General features: G+C 38.7%; 20 protein-coding genes. 13 read left to right on the top strand and 7 right to left on the bottom strand.

What is annotated here, in order from left to right; genetic code table 11:
• Positions 1-16: 16 nt before the first annotated feature.
• The gene (locus NST40_RS17935) at positions 17-1,909 is read left to right on the top strand and encodes a hypothetical protein (RefSeq protein WP_339248277.1); all 1,893 of its coding nucleotides are present in this window, start codon (positions 17-19) and stop codon (positions 1,907-1,909) included.
• A 63-nt stretch (positions 1,910-1,972) separates the two neighbouring features.
• The gene (locus NST40_RS17930) at positions 1,973-2,419 is read left to right on the top strand and encodes a type II toxin-antitoxin system antitoxin SocA domain-containing protein (RefSeq protein WP_339248280.1); all 447 of its coding nucleotides are present in this window, start codon (positions 1,973-1,975) and stop codon (positions 2,417-2,419) included.
• 131 nt (positions 2,420-2,550) lie between these two features.
• On the opposite strand, the gene NST40_RS17925 is transcribed toward NST40_RS17930, so the two are convergent.
• Positions 2,551-2,778 carry a hypothetical protein gene (locus NST40_RS17925; protein WP_339248283.1) on the bottom strand — a complete coding sequence of 76 codons (228 nt, stop codon included), beginning with the start codon at positions 2,776-2,778 and terminating at the stop codon, positions 2,551-2,553.
• Between the two features lie 191 nt (positions 2,779-2,969).
• Here NST40_RS17925 and NST40_RS17920 point away from each other — a divergent pair, with 191 nt between their 5' ends.
• Both NST40_RS17920 and NST40_RS17915 read left to right on the top strand, forming a co-directional pair.
• Complete coding sequence (locus NST40_RS17920) at positions 2,970-3,830, top strand: hypothetical protein (protein WP_342409817.1); 861 nt, start codon at positions 2,970-2,972, stop codon at positions 3,828-3,830.
• 102 nt (positions 3,831-3,932) lie between these two features.
• Positions 3,933-4,157 carry a hypothetical protein gene (locus tag NST40_RS17915; protein WP_342409816.1) on the top strand — a complete coding sequence of 75 codons (225 nt, stop codon included), beginning with the start codon at positions 3,933-3,935 and terminating at the stop codon, positions 4,155-4,157.
• Between the two features lie 162 nt (positions 4,158-4,319).
• Here the strand turns inward: NST40_RS17915 and NST40_RS17910 are convergent, their stop codons facing one another.
• Entirely contained in the window at positions 4,320-4,694 is a 375-nt protein-coding gene (locus NST40_RS17910; protein ID WP_342409815.1) for a hypothetical protein, read from the bottom strand.
• 118 nt (positions 4,695-4,812) lie between these two features.
• Between NST40_RS17910 and NST40_RS17905 the strand changes: the two genes are divergently transcribed.
• The 7 genes from NST40_RS17905 (at position 4,813) to NST40_RS17875 (ending at position 8,466) form a co-directional block, all read left to right on the top strand.
• Positions 4,813-5,610, top strand: a complete 798-nt coding sequence (locus NST40_RS17905; protein ID WP_342409814.1) for a hypothetical protein — start codon at positions 4,813-4,815, stop codon at positions 5,608-5,610.
• A gap of 298 nt (positions 5,611-5,908) precedes the next feature.
• Entirely contained in the window at positions 5,909-6,100 is a 192-nt protein-coding gene (locus NST40_RS17900) for a hypothetical protein (RefSeq protein WP_342410911.1), read from the top strand.
• Positions 6,097-6,342, top strand: coding sequence for a winged helix-turn-helix transcriptional regulator (locus NST40_RS17895; protein WP_342409813.1), 246 nt, complete (start codon positions 6,097-6,099; stop codon positions 6,340-6,342). The genes NST40_RS17900 and NST40_RS17895 overlap by 4 nt, the downstream gene beginning before the upstream one ends.
• A complete protein-coding gene (locus NST40_RS17890) occupies positions 6,323-6,667 on the top strand; it encodes a YolD-like family protein (protein ID WP_342409812.1) in 345 nt (114 codons plus the stop codon). The genes NST40_RS17895 and NST40_RS17890 overlap by 20 nt, the downstream gene beginning before the upstream one ends.
• A gap of 130 nt (positions 6,668-6,797) precedes the next feature.
• Positions 6,798-7,145, top strand: a complete 348-nt coding sequence (locus NST40_RS17885) for a RidA family protein (protein WP_342409811.1) — start codon at positions 6,798-6,800, stop codon at positions 7,143-7,145.
• A 137-nt stretch (positions 7,146-7,282) separates the two neighbouring features.
• Positions 7,283-7,732 carry a hypothetical protein gene (locus tag NST40_RS17880; protein ID WP_342409810.1) on the top strand — a complete coding sequence of 150 codons (450 nt, stop codon included), beginning with the start codon at positions 7,283-7,285 and terminating at the stop codon, positions 7,730-7,732.
• Positions 7,733-7,971: 239 nt separating this feature from the next.
• Positions 7,972-8,466, top strand: coding sequence for a GNAT family N-acetyltransferase (locus tag NST40_RS17875; RefSeq protein WP_342409809.1), 495 nt, complete (start codon positions 7,972-7,974; stop codon positions 8,464-8,466).
• A 148-nt stretch (positions 8,467-8,614) separates the two neighbouring features.
• Here NST40_RS17875 and NST40_RS17870 read toward each other — a convergent pair whose 3' ends face one another.
• Complete coding sequence (locus tag NST40_RS17870; RefSeq protein WP_340010392.1) at positions 8,615-8,821, bottom strand: hypothetical protein; 207 nt, start codon at positions 8,819-8,821, stop codon at positions 8,615-8,617.
• A 473-nt stretch (positions 8,822-9,294) separates the two neighbouring features.
• Between NST40_RS17870 and NST40_RS17865 the strand changes: the two genes are divergently transcribed.
• On the top strand, positions 9,295-10,305 hold the full coding sequence (locus tag NST40_RS17865) for a 2-oxoacid:acceptor oxidoreductase family protein (protein ID WP_038571642.1): 1,011 nt from the start codon (positions 9,295-9,297) through the stop codon (positions 10,303-10,305).
• A gap of 25 nt (positions 10,306-10,330) precedes the next feature.
• Positions 10,331-12,637, top strand: coding sequence for a thiamine pyrophosphate-dependent enzyme (locus NST40_RS17860; RefSeq protein ID WP_076128294.1), 2,307 nt, complete (start codon positions 10,331-10,333; stop codon positions 12,635-12,637).
• A 305-nt stretch (positions 12,638-12,942) separates the two neighbouring features.
• Here NST40_RS17860 and NST40_RS17855 read toward each other — a convergent pair whose 3' ends face one another.
• Genes NST40_RS17855 through NST40_RS17840 form a run of 4 tightly spaced genes read right to left on the bottom strand, consistent with a single transcriptional unit; the run spans position 12,943 to position 16,658 of the window.
• Positions 12,943-13,761, bottom strand: coding sequence for an ABC transporter permease (locus tag NST40_RS17855; RefSeq protein WP_342409807.1), 819 nt, complete (start codon positions 13,759-13,761; stop codon positions 12,943-12,945).
• A complete protein-coding gene (locus NST40_RS17850) occupies positions 13,758-14,768 on the bottom strand; it encodes an ABC transporter ATP-binding protein (protein ID WP_342410910.1) in 1,011 nt (336 codons plus the stop codon). The genes NST40_RS17855 and NST40_RS17850 overlap by 4 nt, the downstream gene beginning before the upstream one ends.
• Positions 14,769-14,798: 30 nt before the next feature.
• Positions 14,799-15,596, bottom strand: coding sequence for an ABC transporter permease (locus NST40_RS17845; RefSeq protein WP_342409806.1), 798 nt, complete (start codon positions 15,594-15,596; stop codon positions 14,799-14,801).
• Positions 15,597-15,620: 24 nt separating this feature from the next.
• Complete coding sequence (locus NST40_RS17840; RefSeq protein WP_342409805.1) at positions 15,621-16,658, bottom strand: metalloregulator ArsR/SmtB family transcription factor; 1,038 nt, start codon at positions 16,656-16,658, stop codon at positions 15,621-15,623.
• Positions 16,659-16,994 lie beyond the last annotated feature (336 nt).

The raw sequence follows: 16,994 nt of genomic DNA, 5'->3' as shown, positions 1-16,994 counted from the left end.
TCAGGATGTTAAGTAAATGACAAAGAATAATAAGGGATCTTTCAGTGAGTCCTTTGGCATGGCTAAGCTTTTAGCTTTTTTGTTGTTAAATTATTTCGTGGATTTAATTACAGTTAGTGCTAAAAGACTTTTTAGCAAGACTTGGATTGCTGTCTTAATTACTCCGTTAATACATTTCTTTTTATGGTTTTCTGCCAAGGGGATCAACATTCCAATATTTAATTTCACTTATTCGCTATACGGTGAAATTAGTTTAACTCAAGCAATTAGCACTGATTTATCAATAATTGAAAGATTGACAAAAATACTGATTATTGCCTTGCCTTTGAGTTTAACCTTTTTTTACTTCAGTTACAAAGAACAAAAGGCGCTTGCCATGAGTAGCGTTTCTTTTTGGAATAGATCGACTGTAGTTTATGGTTTGACCTCTGTTTTATCAATTGCTTTTGGAACACATTTGAAAGGAGCGTTGAATTATTACTACTCAAATACATCATCAATAACTTTGTCACAATTGAACGAAGAGTTTTCTGGTAGAGTAATATTTCTTATTGTATTGAGTTTATTGGCAATAATAAATGGGGTTGAAGCGATTAAAGTTCATCTTTCAAACTTAAATATATCTTCTCAATTCAGATTCGCTTTAAATGAGATTGAACAGAGTTGGAATCTTCTCCCATATTCTTTAGGTGAGTTTCAGAAAGATCAGCTATATAAACGAATTAATAATAATATTAATGCACTCTTTCAATTGTTACTTCTCGGTATAGAGAAAAATACAGTTGATTTTTATAATGAAGCATTAATAAAATGGGAAAAAGCATTACAGTTAATAACTGAAGAAAATCCAGAAACACTAAAGCGACTAATTTTAAAACAAGGGAAAATGGATTCACGATATATTTCATTACAACGATCAATACTTAAAAACCAAGTTAACTTAATTAGTAAATTGTTAAGTTCGCATCGACTTGAAGAAGCAAATTACTCCTTTAATGTATTTCTTAGACTGGAATCTGGGGAACAGGAGTATTACACGGCACTTCATGAATTGGCAATCTTGTGTTATAGACAAGGCAATCTTGGTCTAGTATTAAGAAAATTTAATTCCTTAATAGAAAATCAAAAGAGCAAAGACAAGAAAATAAGCAGTGTGAATTCGATCTATGAACAGTTACTAATTTTAGCGGTTGAGAAAAATGACATTAGGGATCTTTCTGATATTGCTCATTCATTATTGAAAAATACAAAAATTATGCCAATAACTAATAGAACAACCCAAAGAAGAATACCGGTACAAAAATTAACATCAGCAAACCAAGATGAGGCCTTACGTGAATGTATTCTCTATATGATGATACAGACTCTTGTGAAGAGTGTTGAGGTTTCTCATTATTCATGTACAGGATTTTTAATAAAATTTATTGTTTCAAACTTCAATGGTGGATTTATTAAAGAAGTCTATGCTACTTCAGTGGACAACTTAGTAAGGGATAAAAATCATGAAAATCCATATTTAAAAGATAATAGAAATTCAAATATATCGGCATCTTTTAATTTTAATAACAGTTCATTGAGGTATTGTTTTGAAAAAATGTCTGTGCTTCTCTACTCCCAACAACGATTTGTTCAATACTATAACATAGCAATTGATAAATCCATTCAAATTGAACCTTATATCAATATTTCTAAATTACAAAATAATATTAATTACTTGTATAAAAAAATACTAAAAGTAGGGGATAAATACGGATTACTCGTGATAAGTGATTTAAAATTTATTAGTGTCGTAAAAGCTGAAGTGATTAATTTTACGAGTGTATATAAATCAAGCAAACAACCTAATAAAGTCAAAACAACAGTAAGAAATGGAAATGTATCAGGGAAGAAAAGGAATATGGAAGTATAATTGTATATACAAAATGGGAACGTTATGCTTTAATCTAGATATAATGGAGAAAGGAGTGATACTATGGTAACTATCCAAGACGTAGCGTCCTTTTTTATTGAAAGGTCATACAAAGATGGAATACCTATCACGCATTTAAAACTCCAAAAGTTATGTTATTATGCGCAAGCATGGCATCTAGTTTTGTCTTCAAAAAAAGAGCAGCTGTTTGATGCTAAATTTCAAGCTTGGGTGCACGGACCTGTGAATACTGAGATTTTCTCAAAGTATAGAAACTACGGGTGGAACCCAATCAAAAGTGAAAAAAGTAAAGCGCGGTTTAATGATGACCAAGAAAGTATATTGAATGAAGTTTGGGAAGCTTATGGCCATCATGATGCAAAATTTTTGGAATCTTTAACTCACCAAGAGGAACCCTGGATTGAGGCTAGAAAAGGTCTGGCAGAAGACGATTACTCAAATAATCCTATTAGTGAGAAAACAATGAAGAGATACTATTCTAAACTCTGAACACAAAGAAAAGCCCTATCATAAATGGTAGGGCTTTTCTTTGTGTTCAGGTAAATCCGTCTTGCCAGTATATATAGTATGTATACATAATGGTCCATTGTATCTCGGCTATATCGGCAGGGTATTTTTATTCATTCAGTCGTTTCCCCTTCGATCCGCAATCTAATTACTCGTGAAATACTCTCCACCTCAATGTAAGGTACCCAAACCGGACCCTCGATCGTATTGATCTTAACTCGCTCTGGATCTGCTGATACCTCCGCAATACCCTTTATCTTGTCCCCATTTAATAGCCATACAACAATCAATTCTCGTCTTACGGCTGCGACCTTTAAACTTTGCTTAAGTTTTTTATCCATGACCACACCTCGGGTCTTTTATGATTATTATACACCTGGACTTATATCCTAAGGAAAGTTTTACTTACCCACATATACATAATGTTCCAAATAGGTTACATTTAGAAATAGTTGTGCGACAGTTACATTCTATGGATATCGAGAGAGGTTCTTGTTGCAAGGACCTACATTTCAAATGGAGTGATATGAAAGTGATTAGTGAGATCCTTGAGTTGCCCTTTGTAAAAGCATTAGGATGGGGATGGTTATTACCAATATTATTGAGTTCTCTCCCCTTAATTTGGAAGTTTCAACCTGTAACTACTTTAACTTCAACTAAATTTGAAAGGGTGCTTTTCTCTAAGGAAAAAAGATTGTCATTAAAGGTTCTAGGAATTGTAGGTAATGTGATTATGGCATTTTTTTCATCTATATGTTCATATACTATTTACTTTGCTCTTTATAACACAAAATTATTTAAATCTCATTACAATTATATTGATACAACTATTACTGTAATAGCGACTATGTTTCTCGTGTCAACGATCATTTTATTTTTAGTTGGGAACTTTAACTGGAAATTAAAAGTTCCCAAATATAGTATATTTGAATGGGTTTTGAATAGTAGAGAAAAACGGCTACTTTGGATTTTCTCATTCCATATGGTATTTATAATAAGCTGCTTCTCTTTATTGCCTAGTAGTCTGGCTGGAGAAGTTACTAAGGGTAATATCCATTTTGCGAATAAAACCGTAATAATTACATTTGGGATAGCCCTGCTGATAACCAATTCATTTTTAGTGGCTGCAACAAAAGCCATATTTAAGAGCATTATTAAAAAGTTTGCTCGATACACTGGAGAGACTTTTTTTTACAACGAGAAAGAGGAGTCAGTGAGGTGGTACATATATCATTTAGCCACTAAGGATTCTTATTTGTTAGGGGATGCAGTAAATCCAGATGATGCAAAAGTATTTAAAACCATCGCTAAAGAAGAACTGTTATCACAAAGGATATACGTTTATAAAATTCCTAATGAATCGCTTCTAAATCAAGAGGTTGATGAAGGATAAGTCCTTGCTATTTGTTTTCAGCATATTCTTACACACAAGAACAAGATTTTATACTTATTTATCTTCTGTTCTGTCGGAACTAGTTGTATTTCATACATAGGAGTGATCATATTGAGTAATATATACAAAGTCCTCAAGACAGACTCTGAATTTCTAACAGCTGCCCTTAAACAATCTAAAGTGGATATACTTGAACGTCGCGGTGATCTAGCTGACTGTACAATTGATTGTGAGGGTCCAATTCAGAAATGGAGTCCAGTGAGCGTTAAGATTGCTGATGCTTATTACATGAGAAATGAATTTGAGTTTAGGATGGTTTTGGCTTAAGTATGTATAACAAATACCCCGTCAACCTAAAGTGGTTGGCGGGGTATTTGTTGATCTGCTCATTAATTTACTTAAAAATGATTTCGGAGTTTCTATTACTGCTCTAAGCCTAGGTTTACATCGAACGGCACGAGTGAACATTGTGATATATCTCATAAAAGTTTAATTTTTCTTTAATTGTACGATTTCTTCATTACTATTGTTCCACTTAATTATAAGTTTTACCGAAGATTCTTCGTGTTCCATATTTTTCTCTGAAGTTGATTGAATTTGAAGTGAATTAGGATAAGTTTTATCATCGTACAGCCCTTTAGCTGTTATAACTTGCCCTGCGAACTGATAAGAGATAGTAGTTAATTCTTTCTCTTCTCCGATATATTTAATAGTGAAATTAGTTAGTTCTGAACTTTTTTCGTTTTTTATTGTTGCGGTCCAATGAGCACTTTGTCCTTCCCAACTGAGAGTTTTATCAGAGCAACCAATCAAAAAAAATAATGGCAAAATACTTAATAGAATTAGTTTTTTCGTGATGGACACCTACTTTTAATGTATTTTAATCTACTAAAATAATACAATAAATCTGGAAATTATACTAGTAATACTATTTTAATGTGGTATAGTGTCTATATATCACATTTAAAGGAGGAATTTGGTAATGTTGAGAAAAAAAATTAAATTTGGAATTATGACACTTGTTTTTTCGTTATCATTGACTAGTGTAGGTGGTATTGTATCAGCTAAAAATGTAGAGGATGTTGATAATGATTTTATTCCGGAAGGTTTTACAGTAACCAAAGCTTACGATGAGACGGATTTAGATTACAATGTGAGTGAACAGAAGGCTGCTCGTTTTTTTGATAACAGTAATGAGAAGGCTTTACTACTGTCTACGGATGGTGAAACGGAAAGTTCATTAGAAACTGAAATCCTCAAAAATGAAACACACAAGATCCGTGATATTAAAGACCTTGAAACAGGTGAAGAAAGAACTCAGTATAAAACTGATGTTAGTTTAAGAGCATTTAAGGGAGACAATAAATGGGATCCTTCCGGAGGTGTGAATCTATCCATAACGATCTATTCTAGTACCTATTATAATGACATGTATACTGGAATGGATAAAGCCTATGTCCGTTGGGACAAAGAAGATTCTACGATTTCATCTATGACTGCAGACTCGACTATCATACAGGTCGGTCCTGGAAAAAACGGAGCCGTCACGAATCAAAATTATACAAATGAGGGCAATCACCCCGGAAATCCTTGGAATATAATATCTGGAAATACATATTTATTTGAAGTCCAAAATTATAATTGGGAACCCGTATTAACTAGTGGACTAGGCACTCAAATTGGAGTGAAATTCACAACGCAACTTAAAAGAGGAAGCACGACTTGGAAATATACTTTTGGGGTAATGGTTTTAGGAACTTTCCCACAATGGCCAGAATAATGAGATTTTAATAAATGAGATTTTAATAATTGAATGATGAACAAAAACACACTACGCTTATTAAGCTCGTAGTGTGTTTTTATATTCAAGAAGTTAACTGTGAGGTTAGACAAAACAAATTCAAAGGTTGGTCTAGAAATGACAATAACGAAAACCTCTAAGAAAAAGTAATCAAATTAATTGAATACACAAAGAAGCCCGGAGAATAATCGCGGCTCTTTTTTACATTGATTTTCGAACGTATGTTTGGTTATAATACAAACAAACGTTCTTATTTTGGAAGGCTATCAACTTGCAAATGCAGATTGGTCAAACCGTTGAAATTGTTTACTTAGATAAAGTCGGCAAGATTACTCAGCGTAAAATTGAAGTTAAAGGCATAAAGGATGGGAAGATTCGTGCGACATGCTTAAATACAGGAGCGCCAAGAGTGTTTCTAATGGTAAATATATTAGCTTGGCAAACAAGTGATAAAGGAGCAATTGCATGAAGCCATTAACGGATAAAGAAAAAGAAATACTCAGATCATTAATTAAGATGATCGAAATCAATCACTATCCACCAACGTTACGTGAACTCGCTAAGGAGGTAGGGTTGTCATCTACAGCGGTAATTCACAGGCGCCTGGAGCGACTAGAGAGCAAGGGGTACATACAGAGAGGTAAGAACTTACCACGAGCGTTAAGAGTTATTAAGGGAGTCGACGAAGAAAATGAAACCACAACAGCGTAAGAAACTTGAAGGTAATGGTCTTTGGGAGGGAAGTCGGATGATAATGCCTGAGCATAAAAATAGGATTCTGGACGATTCGCTGAAAGAAAAGGTGCGATCAAAGCCTGATTTAGATCCCCAAGCATTAGCTGAAATCTCGCAGGTAGTAGCTCAATCTTTAGAGGATTGCAGTCCGATCACGATTACATTGTTTGGGGAATATGAGTACAGATCCATCCATGGAATAGTCATGAGAGTCGATCGGCAGTTGAAACAGATTAAGTTCCATCATGATGGCGATTGGGAATGGATTAAACTAGAGGAAGTTATTGAGGCAATCACTTAATCGAGTGTCGCTTTATCTCGTATTAAGCTAACGGGCAGGATTGCGTGGAGAGCCAACAAGTAAATATTTACATTTAAAACGTATGTTCTAAAATATATTATGGAACTTAATACATAGGAGGCCCATGTATATGATAAATCGAATTTCAACACCATTTAGTTATTCATCTGCTGTTGCGGCTGGTGACTATGTGTTTCTCGGATTACATCGGGGTTTTGGACAGAGCTTTACAGAACAGATTCACAATACTTTCTCACACTTAAAAGAGACTCTTAATCAACTTGATGTACAACTGGATAATGTTGTTAAGGTGAATGTATACCTAAAGTACATTAAGGACTTACCTGAAATGGAACAGGTTTTTTGTGAGTATTTTGAAAAGGATAAATTCCCTGCTAGAATGACATCTACGACAGAGTTTTTTGACTCTGATTGTCTTATGATGATTGACGGAATAGCATACAAAGGATTGAACTAACGAGAAACTTTTGTTCAACGCACGAAGAAGCAGCACGCGATCCGCAGTGCTTCTTTTTCATTAAGATATAGGGCAGGATTGATTCATTGCTTCGCGAATAACTTAACTAAGGAACTAGCCCAATATGGGAGGATTAAATGAGTATAGAAGATTATAAAAATAATGATGATTTACAACTGTATGATTCAGTTATAAAAAAACTAATAGTAGACCACGAAAACAAATCCATTGAGATTCACTTTTTAAAGGTAGTTGAGCGTGTTGACCGAGGTGAGCATAATTTCACATATAAGGTTAGGGAAGCAATTTTAACTTTCTCAGGTGTCGTTTACGCTAACTTGCCTTATTGTATGGAATTTGATGAATGGAGCGAATTTTATCGTTCTGCAATTGTTAAATCCTCAAGGATGCTTGAAAGAGTCCCTGAGCAAGCAAAATCAAACAAACTACTTCAACATATTTATTTAGGAATTGATAACGGAAACGAATATAACCAACAGGATATAGTCTGTTCAAGTTATTCAATGGAATTAGGACCAAACGAATATATTCTACATGATGATTTTGAATGGTTGTACGAAGAATAAGACGAATTGCTCGTTCAACTAACGAGAAACGATAGCGTAAAGAGCAGACTGCTAATGCAATCTGCTTTTTATATTGAAGTAACGGGCAGGATAGCTCAATCGTTTCTCGAATTCTTTTTGAGATGGAGTATTTACGAACTTCGTGATTAACGTTATGCGACATACAAACTAAATATTTTGAAAATATATGGACGAGAAATTAATATTATACATCTAAGCAAAGAAAAGGAGATTAATTTATGAGTATTAAATTTAGAAAAGTAAGTGAGTTTAACCGTGGTTTAATCTTTGAATTGTTGACAGATGCTTACTTATTTGATTGCAGATATGAACAAAATTGTAGTGCGGATTGGCAGAAATTTGATAATTTCTTCTTTGATAATTTACAGATTGCAGATGAATGTGGGTTTATTACTACATTAAACGGTGAAGCAATTGGTTTTGTTTCATGGGACCCAAGAAATGTACCTGATTATGTGGAAATCGGACATAATTGTATTGCTATAAAACAAAAAAGCAATGGTTATGGTAAAATGCAGCTTCAAGAAGCTGTTAATAGAATCATAAAAAATGATGTTAGGAAAATTGTTGTAACTACTAATATCGACTTTATACCTGCTCAAAAAATGTATGAGAGTGTTGGATTCAAAATACATAAAAAAAGAAAAGTTGAGGGTTTTGTTAGAGAACATATAGATTATGTATATTCTTTAGAAGGTAGGAACTACAAATAACACCATAATCACGCATCGGAACATTCGGTAAAATTCATTACGCTAACGGGAAACGATAGCTCAATAAAGACAATAAGACCCTAAAACAATTATCTAATTAAAATGCCTCATCAGTATAATCACTGATAAGGCATTTTAATTAGATAATTTATACCTTGATTTCTTCCCATCCTGGTGGTAATGGATCCTCAGGTGCTGGTTTTAGATGTGCTGGCAGCACACTAATAAGTAACGGCTCTCCAATATCGAGCAAGACATTTTTTGTTCCTTTAGCTATAACAATGCCGATCTTACTGATATGGAAACCATCTATGATACGGACTTGAACGCCAAGCGTTAATTCTTCGATTTTCAATTCTTCAATCCCCTAAGGTTAATTTTCTTTACTTCGTCCTATTAAGTAGGATGCGATGACACCGTTAAAATACCTTTTAAAGATATTCTAAAAGTGGATGACCAGGGGGAATAACCCGGGTCTCTTTCTTTGTGGGCTTTCCCCACAGGTTCCCCACAAGGAGTAAAAATGTTATTCGTTTTTTCTGTTTTTTAACAATGCTATTGATACATAGAGGATGCAAAAAAATCAATTGGAAAAAGGAACAAAGGTTATTGACGATGTTGTTGATACTATGCATAGATCACGAAGAATGTGATGAATTTAACATCTTAATTTTTAATTTTATTGCTAAATGAAAGTAGATAAATAAGCTTAGGCAACACTTGGAAAATGCAAGATTTGTCACTTCGCGTCTTGCAAAATCAAGTTACAATCGTTGAAAAAGTCAAAAGGATATTATACTAGATGACATTCTGAAAGGGGCTATGTCGGTGGTACAGTTACCAAAAGTGAACGAGCTCGGATTTTTTGAGATTCGTCTGGAGTCAATTGGAGGGTTGGGTGCGAACCTGGCTGGTAAAATGCTTGCAGAAGCAGGTGTTGTCGGTGCTGGAATGAATGGGGTCAGCTTTTCGTCATATGGTTCGGAGAAGAAGGGATCAGCGGTAAAAGCGCATATCCGGTTTTGTGATTTGAATACGCCTATTCGTGACACGTCTCCGGTTGAGCGTCCGCATGTTGTTGGGGTATTTCACGAAGCATTAGCAAAGACAGTTAACGTAATTAGCGGAATTTATGAACATAGCACAGTATTGGTGAACTCAGCAAAATCGCCGGAGGAATTGAAATCCTCCCTGAATATGATGGCAGGAACTATTGCAGTCGTTGATGCTACAACTATCGCCTTAGATGAGAAAAACCGCGTTAATATGGCGATGCTAGGCGCGTTGTTCCGGATGTGTGATTTCTTGGACCCTGAAATTATGAAAGGCGTTATAGAGAAATCACTAGGCAAAAAATATCCACAGGCAGTACAGTCAGCGCTGACCACTTTCGACCGTGGATTTAATGAAGTTAAGTTTATGCATTTCCCACTGCCTGCAGGCGTGACAATGCCTGAATTCGTGCGGTCTGATATTTCCGCATTGGGTTATGAAACACAGCCAATCGGCGGTACCATTACGAATCCTGGCAGCAGCTTTTTAAAGAACTTGAGCATTTCACGCTCCGGTTTGCTGCCTCATTTTAAGCAGGAGGATTGTATTCATTGTGCGCAGTGCGATACGGTGTGTCCTGATCTGTGTTTTGTTTGGGATGAGCAGCCTGATAAGAAGGGACGTCCACAAATGTTCCTGCAAGGTATTGATTATCAATACTGCAAAGGCTGTTTAAAATGTGTAGAAGCTTGTCCTACAACTGCCTTGTCTGGCGAACGTGAGGAAGAAGGCTACGCAGAGAGTCATACGGTCCGGCATATTTTTGATCTCGTTACTGAGGCCTAATTAACGGAGGAAAGGTGGAATACACGTGGCTATAGATTATGAAAAAGAAGTAGGCTCTGCTAAAGTAGAGCAGAAATTCCTATATGAATCCGGCAATGAAATGGCGGCTTATGCTGCTCATCAGATTAATTATCATGTAATGGGGTATTTTCCGATTTCTCCATCGACAGAAGTAGCGCAATTTCTTGATACGATGAAAGCGAATGGCCAGCATGATATTATGCTGATTCCGTCAGATGGCGAGCATAGCTCTGCTGGAATCTGTTATGGCGCTTCAACGGCTGGCGGACGTGTTTTTAATGCTACCAGTGCCCAAGGTTATATGTTCATGCTTGAGCAATTACCTGTACAAGCTGGTACGCGTATGCCTATGGTTATGAATCTAATCTGCCGTTCGATCTCTGGACCGCTGAATATTCACGGGGACCATTCAGATTTGTATTTTGCTTTGAATACAGGTTGGCCTATTTTAATGTGCCGGGATCCACAATCTGTTTATGATATGAACCTAATGGCATTGAAGCTTGCGGAACATGCTAAAGTTCGTCTTCCGGTAATGGTGGCTTCAGATGGATATTTCACCTCCCACCAGAAACGCCGCGTTCAAGCTTTTACTCATCGGGAGGATGTTCATAAATTTGTTGGACCACAACCTCCAACAGGCTTTACCGATACTTTAGACCGCAATAATCCGGTAACGGTTGGTCCTTATATGAACGAACCTGACTATATTAACAATCGCTATCAGCAGTCCGTAGCTATGTACAATGCGGGTGAAGTTTTTGAAGAAATTGCGAAGGAATTTGCTGAGTTAACCGGACGTCATTATCCAATGATCGAGGAATATCGGATGGAAGATGCTGAAGTAGCCGTATTCTTGATGAATTCTGCCTCTGAGATTATTAAGGATGTTGTGGATCAGCTTCGGTTGCAAGGGATCAAAGCCGGTGCAATCTCGCCGAATATGATCCGTCCTTTCCCGCAGAAGCAAATTGCTGAAGCACTGAAAAATGTTAAAGCAATCACCGTTGGTGACCGCGCAGATTCTGTAGGTGGACATGGTGGTAACATGGTCAATGAAATCAAGGCAGCGCTGTTCACATATGGCAACACTACGACTAAAGTAATTAGCCGTATCTATGGTTTGGGTGGTAAGGACTTCTACGCAGAAGATGGTCATGCCTTTTTCCAATTAGCAATAGATGCTGTTGCTGCAGATCGAGTAGACATACCATTTGATTATTATGGCCACAATCCGGGTACACCAGATAAAGCTCCGCAACGTCTTCTGAAGCCAATGGACTTTGACTCACTGAAGACAGGGTTAATCACTGTGAAACAGGATGAAGCAACAGGCAAATTAAGCGTACGGATTCCGCCACTGCGCAGCTTGACGAAGAAACCTAAACGGCTCTCCCCAGGGCATGGTGCGTGTCCAGGTTGCGGGATTTTCTCAGGACTGGAGACTTTCTTCAAAGGGATTGAAGGGGATATCGTCGCACTTTATCATACAGGCTGTGCCATGGTAACGACTACGGGGTATCCGTATTCCTCCCATAAATCAACGTTTATCCATAATCTTTTCCAAAATGGAGCGGCTACCTTGTCCGGTGTCGTAGAGATGTTCTGGGAACGCAAACGTCGCGGTGAGCTGGATGGACTAGGGCTTAAAGAGGACTTTACGTTTGTTATGGTAACCGGAGATGGCGGTATGGACATCGGGATGGGACCGGCAATTGGAGCTGCACTGCGTGGTCACAAAATGATTATTGTAGAGTACGATAACGAGGGTTACATGAATACTGGAGCACAGCAGTCCTATTCGACACCACTGGGTCACCGTACTTCAACCTCCAGTATCGGCAAGCAGCAGCAAGGTAAAGTTACTCAGCACAAAGATACAGCACAAATTATGGCGGCTACTAACATTCCTTATGTCTTCACGGGTTCGGAGGCTTATCCGCAGGATCTGGTGAAAAAAGCGGCAAAAGCACAGTGGTACGCACAAAACGAAGGTTTGGTGTATGGTAAAATCCTGATCGCATGTCCGCTAAACTGGATGTCTGATGATAAGGAAGGCACGAACATCGTATCATTAGCTGTTGAGTCTTGCTTCTTCCCGTTATATGAAGTAGAGCATGGTTCTACGAATATCACATATAATCCTGAAGATAAGGGCAAACGTGTTGAGCTCTCAGCATGGCTGAAGACAATGGGTAAAACTCGTCATTTGTTGAAACCTGAGAATGAGCCAGCTTTACACAGCTTCGAAGAAGAAGTTGAGCGCCGTTGGAATCGTCTCAAGGCAAAACATGAACATCCTGACTTATAAGCTGTGTCTATCTCCAGTATATAAAATATGAAATAACCCGGCAGATTTGTCTGCCGGGTTTTTTTGTGATTAGGGAGCATTTGCGCGTAAGAAGCAGTTTTCGGACACCACTGACCTTAAACACAGCTTTCTTTCCCATTTGGAATTCTAACGGACTCCATAGCAGTTATCGGCCCTAAAACTCCCAAAATGAACCCTTTTTGAAGGAATAGTGTCACTGGAGTCCGCGAAACTTTTGAAAAAGCTAAAAAACCAGCAAATAACGTCTCTTAGGTCCTATGTGTTAAAGACTTGGTCATTTACAGTTAGAATAAAGTCCAGTTTCCTTTTACTCTTGCATGTTGCTCTGCTCTAACCAGAAGATAGCGGGTACAAATGACAAGACAAGCACTACCTACGATTAAAGCGCCGAGAGCCCACCACCAGCTAGTACCGATATTATCGTATAACGCCCCGCGCACAAGAACCAGACTATATGTGAGTGGAAACAGAAGGGATAAACCCGTTGCCCATGCTGGGAATACTGCTGGTGGAATACGAACCCCGCCAAACAGCTCCATTGGTGCTTGAAAGATGTAATAGAGTAGCCCTGAATCCCTTGAGAAGAGAGATATCGCACACAGCAAAGCTCCCCATATAACCGCTGATATCATGATAAGTATTAATACAGGTATTAAGGCGCCCCAGTTAACAGGCGTTACGTCCGCAAGAAAAATGAAAGTCAGAATGGAGAAGCAAGCGAACATCCATATTCCGTGAAATAGTGAATATACGGAACGTCCATACAGGAAGGCCATTTTTGACGCTGGCGTTAGGAACACTACCTCAAGTGTACCCCCTTTGCGTTCTTGTTCGAATAACCATGCGGCTTGCACAACCGTCCAGTATAACTGAAAGACGAGATATCCGCTCAGCAGAAAAAGGGGAATCCGTCCATCTGGTATTACTTTTGAAAGTGCTGATCCTGCTCCGGTTCTAAAGGGCTGCATAGTAAAGTAGGTGGTTAAAAAGGTGAGCGCCGGCCAGAGTAGAAGTGAAAAAAACACTGCGCGTCCCTTAACTCTATTTCGATGCTGCTTAGTGATCTCCGCGCTAAGGGTAAACCATAAGCTATGTAAGTTCATGATACCCTTCCTTCCGAAAGGAGGATAATCGCATCCTCCAAAGTAGGTTTTTCGGATGCGAAGCTTTTAATGCTAAGCCCCTGCTCAGTAGTCCATGGCAGCAGCTCTGTAATGATTCTATCAGCCGAAGGTGTCTTTACAGAAATGCGCTGCAGTCCATCATTTTGAAGTTCTAGTTTTTCTGTTGCGCAGACACCCATTAATTCCGCAGGCTGAGTAAATGTTCGTAGATGCTCTAGTAGCTTGGGACGAAGTGATTCATGCCAGCCTGTAACCTCTAAATGAGCAGTTTGCGAGCCTGCAACCTGATGGACAATCCGCTCAGGTTTGTCACAGAGCAGAAGCTCGCCTCGATTCAGTACATAAACTCGGTCACATAGTTCTTCGACCTCCTGTAAATAATGGCTGGTCAGAAGGATACCCTTTCCACTGTCCAGTGCAAGCTTTCTTATCGTACTGCGAAGCTGCCTGGCAATAGGGGCATCAAGGCCAAGTGTGGGCTCATCTAGAAATAAGTATTGTGGGTCGTTGATAAGTCCGCGGGCGATTTGCAGCCGTTGCTTCATCCCTTTAGAATATTGTTCAACGGGTTGGTCAGCAGCTTGGGTCAAACCTACTTCCTCCAGAAGACGTTCTGCTTCTCTAGCGATGTGAGGGCTGTTCATTCCATAGAGTTTACCGAAGTATTCAAGATTCTCTCTCCCAGTGAGCCGCCAGTACAACATTCGTTCTCCTCCGGCGATCATATTTACTTTTTGCTGAATGGCCTGTCGATTCTTGTGTAGTAACATTCCATCGACTTCAATACTGCCGGAGGTTGGCTCTAGGAGAGTAGAAAGCATACGTATTGTAGTGGTTTTTCCAGCGCCATTTAGACCGAGAAGACCTACGATTTCCCCCGCAGCGATATCTAAAGATAGTGATTTCACTGCTGTCACTGATCTTTTTTCCGAACGGAACCAGCTCAGTTTATGTTTGCTCTCGTAAATCTTAGTAACTTCATGCATATTAATCAATGGTTTCACTCCTCCAAGGTTTTAGAATCGTTCGAACAACCCGCGCTCTATGCGCCGGTTTGTCCATTGACCAACCGTTATGTATACAACACTAAGCAGTATGATTGGCCATATGCCAGGTAATCGTATTGCTTCTCCAGTTAGCAGCGAGCCTCGAAGGAGTTGTAGCGCATAGGTCAATGGGAAAATCTCACCTATAACCTGCAAGTAGTCAGGCAAGTATTGCCTTGGAAACTGAAATCCACACAGTAGAGCAGTTAGCGTAAATAGAGTATTTTGCACAATGAAGGTGTCCCTTGTATATAGCATAATGCTTCCTAGCACCAGCGCCATCGCATAACACGATAGTAAAAATAGCAAAATTCCCACGAAGACAGATAGGAAGTCAACTGAGGGGAGTCGAAGTCCTGCTAAAAGGCCAAAGAAGAGAACTACCAGCAATTCCGCACCACTTCGATACAACTGCTGGACTGCGTTTCCTAGAAAATAACCGCTCCGGCTTGAAGGAGAGAGCAACAGTGCCTCAAGTGTACCTTCCCTCCATTCGGTAATAAGTGCCCTGGATACATTCATCATCATACTGACGGAAAATATACTGAGCATACCTCCAATAATTACATAGGTCAGATAGTCCTCACTGCCACTATAGATAGCAAATTTTGAATCTATATCCCCTTTGATTAGATACACATAAGAAAAATAAGAGATGATGACTAGATAAACTCCATCAATAATGTGCCCGAATGTAAAGGTCCAGGGAAAGGCTCTAAGATTAGATTTTTGGTTTCTTTTTAGGGTTGCGATAGCGATATGCCACATATGTACTCACACCTTTCATTAACCTCATTGTTCAAGGTACTGCCTTTGCAGGATGAGCAGATTATCAAAGACTTCTTTGTTCACTGAATAAAATAAATAATTCCCTTTTCGCTGTGATTGGGTAAATCCTGCTTCACTTAGTTGTTTTAGCTGTTTAGAGACCGCAGCTTCAGAAATACCCAATATTGGCGCAAGCTGCTTGGTACAATGCGGCCCTTTCCACAGCAGTTTCAGAATTCGCATCCGCGTATCATCACTTAAAGCTTTGAGTTGGCGCAACAGGTCACTCGGCGGTCCCTCACTAAAGGCAAGACCGGGAACATCCACCGTGAGAGGCAAAAATAAAGTGTCTTCGAACCAGCCAACAAGCAGATGCGGAAATATGAATGTAGAAGGAAAAACGTACACTTGTCCAAGCTGGTCATAAGGAAAGTAATACGTTACAGCCTTTTGTACTGTCAGAGTCCCGTTCTCTGAGAGGAGGCGTGGGTGGAGCGTATTTAGTGCCTTTTCCGGGAAACGACTGGCTAAGTCTTGAAACTGAGCGGCTGAGATGTTCATAAATGGTTCAATATAGTCCCATTCCTGCCCGAAATAATCATGTTCGTATGTAATTAATGTTGAGATTAACAGCTTGCGAACACTAGCCAGATTGTTTATCAGGTACTTCACGTTTCCACTCAACTTCATCAGCGAACGTATGCTTTCCGATTCATTCAGCCATTCGACTATGGTACTTAGTGCAATTTCTTGATTCATAAATAGATACACTAGCTCTGCATCCGGAAGTTTTTTGAGTAGGGTGATTCCTTGATTGCAAGAAATAGGGACACCCATACGGTCCGGTAAATCTAGCAGAGCGATCCAACGTTCTGACAACTGCCCAAGTGTGTGGATGTTCTCCTGTAGAGCAAGAGGCATTCTTTTCTTGAGCTCCAAAGCCCATTGTAATCTTGTTGGATGGTGTTCTGGTTGATGGAAGACATGCAGACTGCATAATAACTCATGAAAAGGACTGACGACCGTTTTGATCTTTCGATTTAAAGTTTGGAGTGAGCTCATCTCTTTCCTTTCCGATTAACTGTTTGGTTAATCAAAAACCACTTTCGCGTAAAGTGTTCAAAATTATAGGGGGAATGGTCAGGATTGTCAAATCTTTTATGCAGAAAAAAGCGAGAGCACATCTCCATGTGTTGGACATGGATGTTTCTCTCACTTATAGGATTCTTTTAATAGAGTTATGAAGTAGAGTTTTATCTTCTGCCTCTAGGCATCATGGAGTTATCGCACATGATATCTTTAACAGAATAGGTGTAGCAATGGCGAGGAACTGGGACACAGTGATGGCGTCTAACGATTTCTACCGGGTGAATAACATTCACAACTTGAGGGTGGTAA

The sequence above is a fragment of the Paenibacillus sp. FSL R10-2778 genome, assembly GCF_038593035.1.
In the GTDB taxonomy this organism is placed as follows: domain Bacteria; phylum Bacillota; class Bacilli; order Paenibacillales; family Paenibacillaceae; genus Paenibacillus_AQ; species Paenibacillus_AQ odorifer.
Note: the sequence above shows the minus strand (reverse complement) of the source record. Positions and strands in the feature narration are given on the sequence as shown.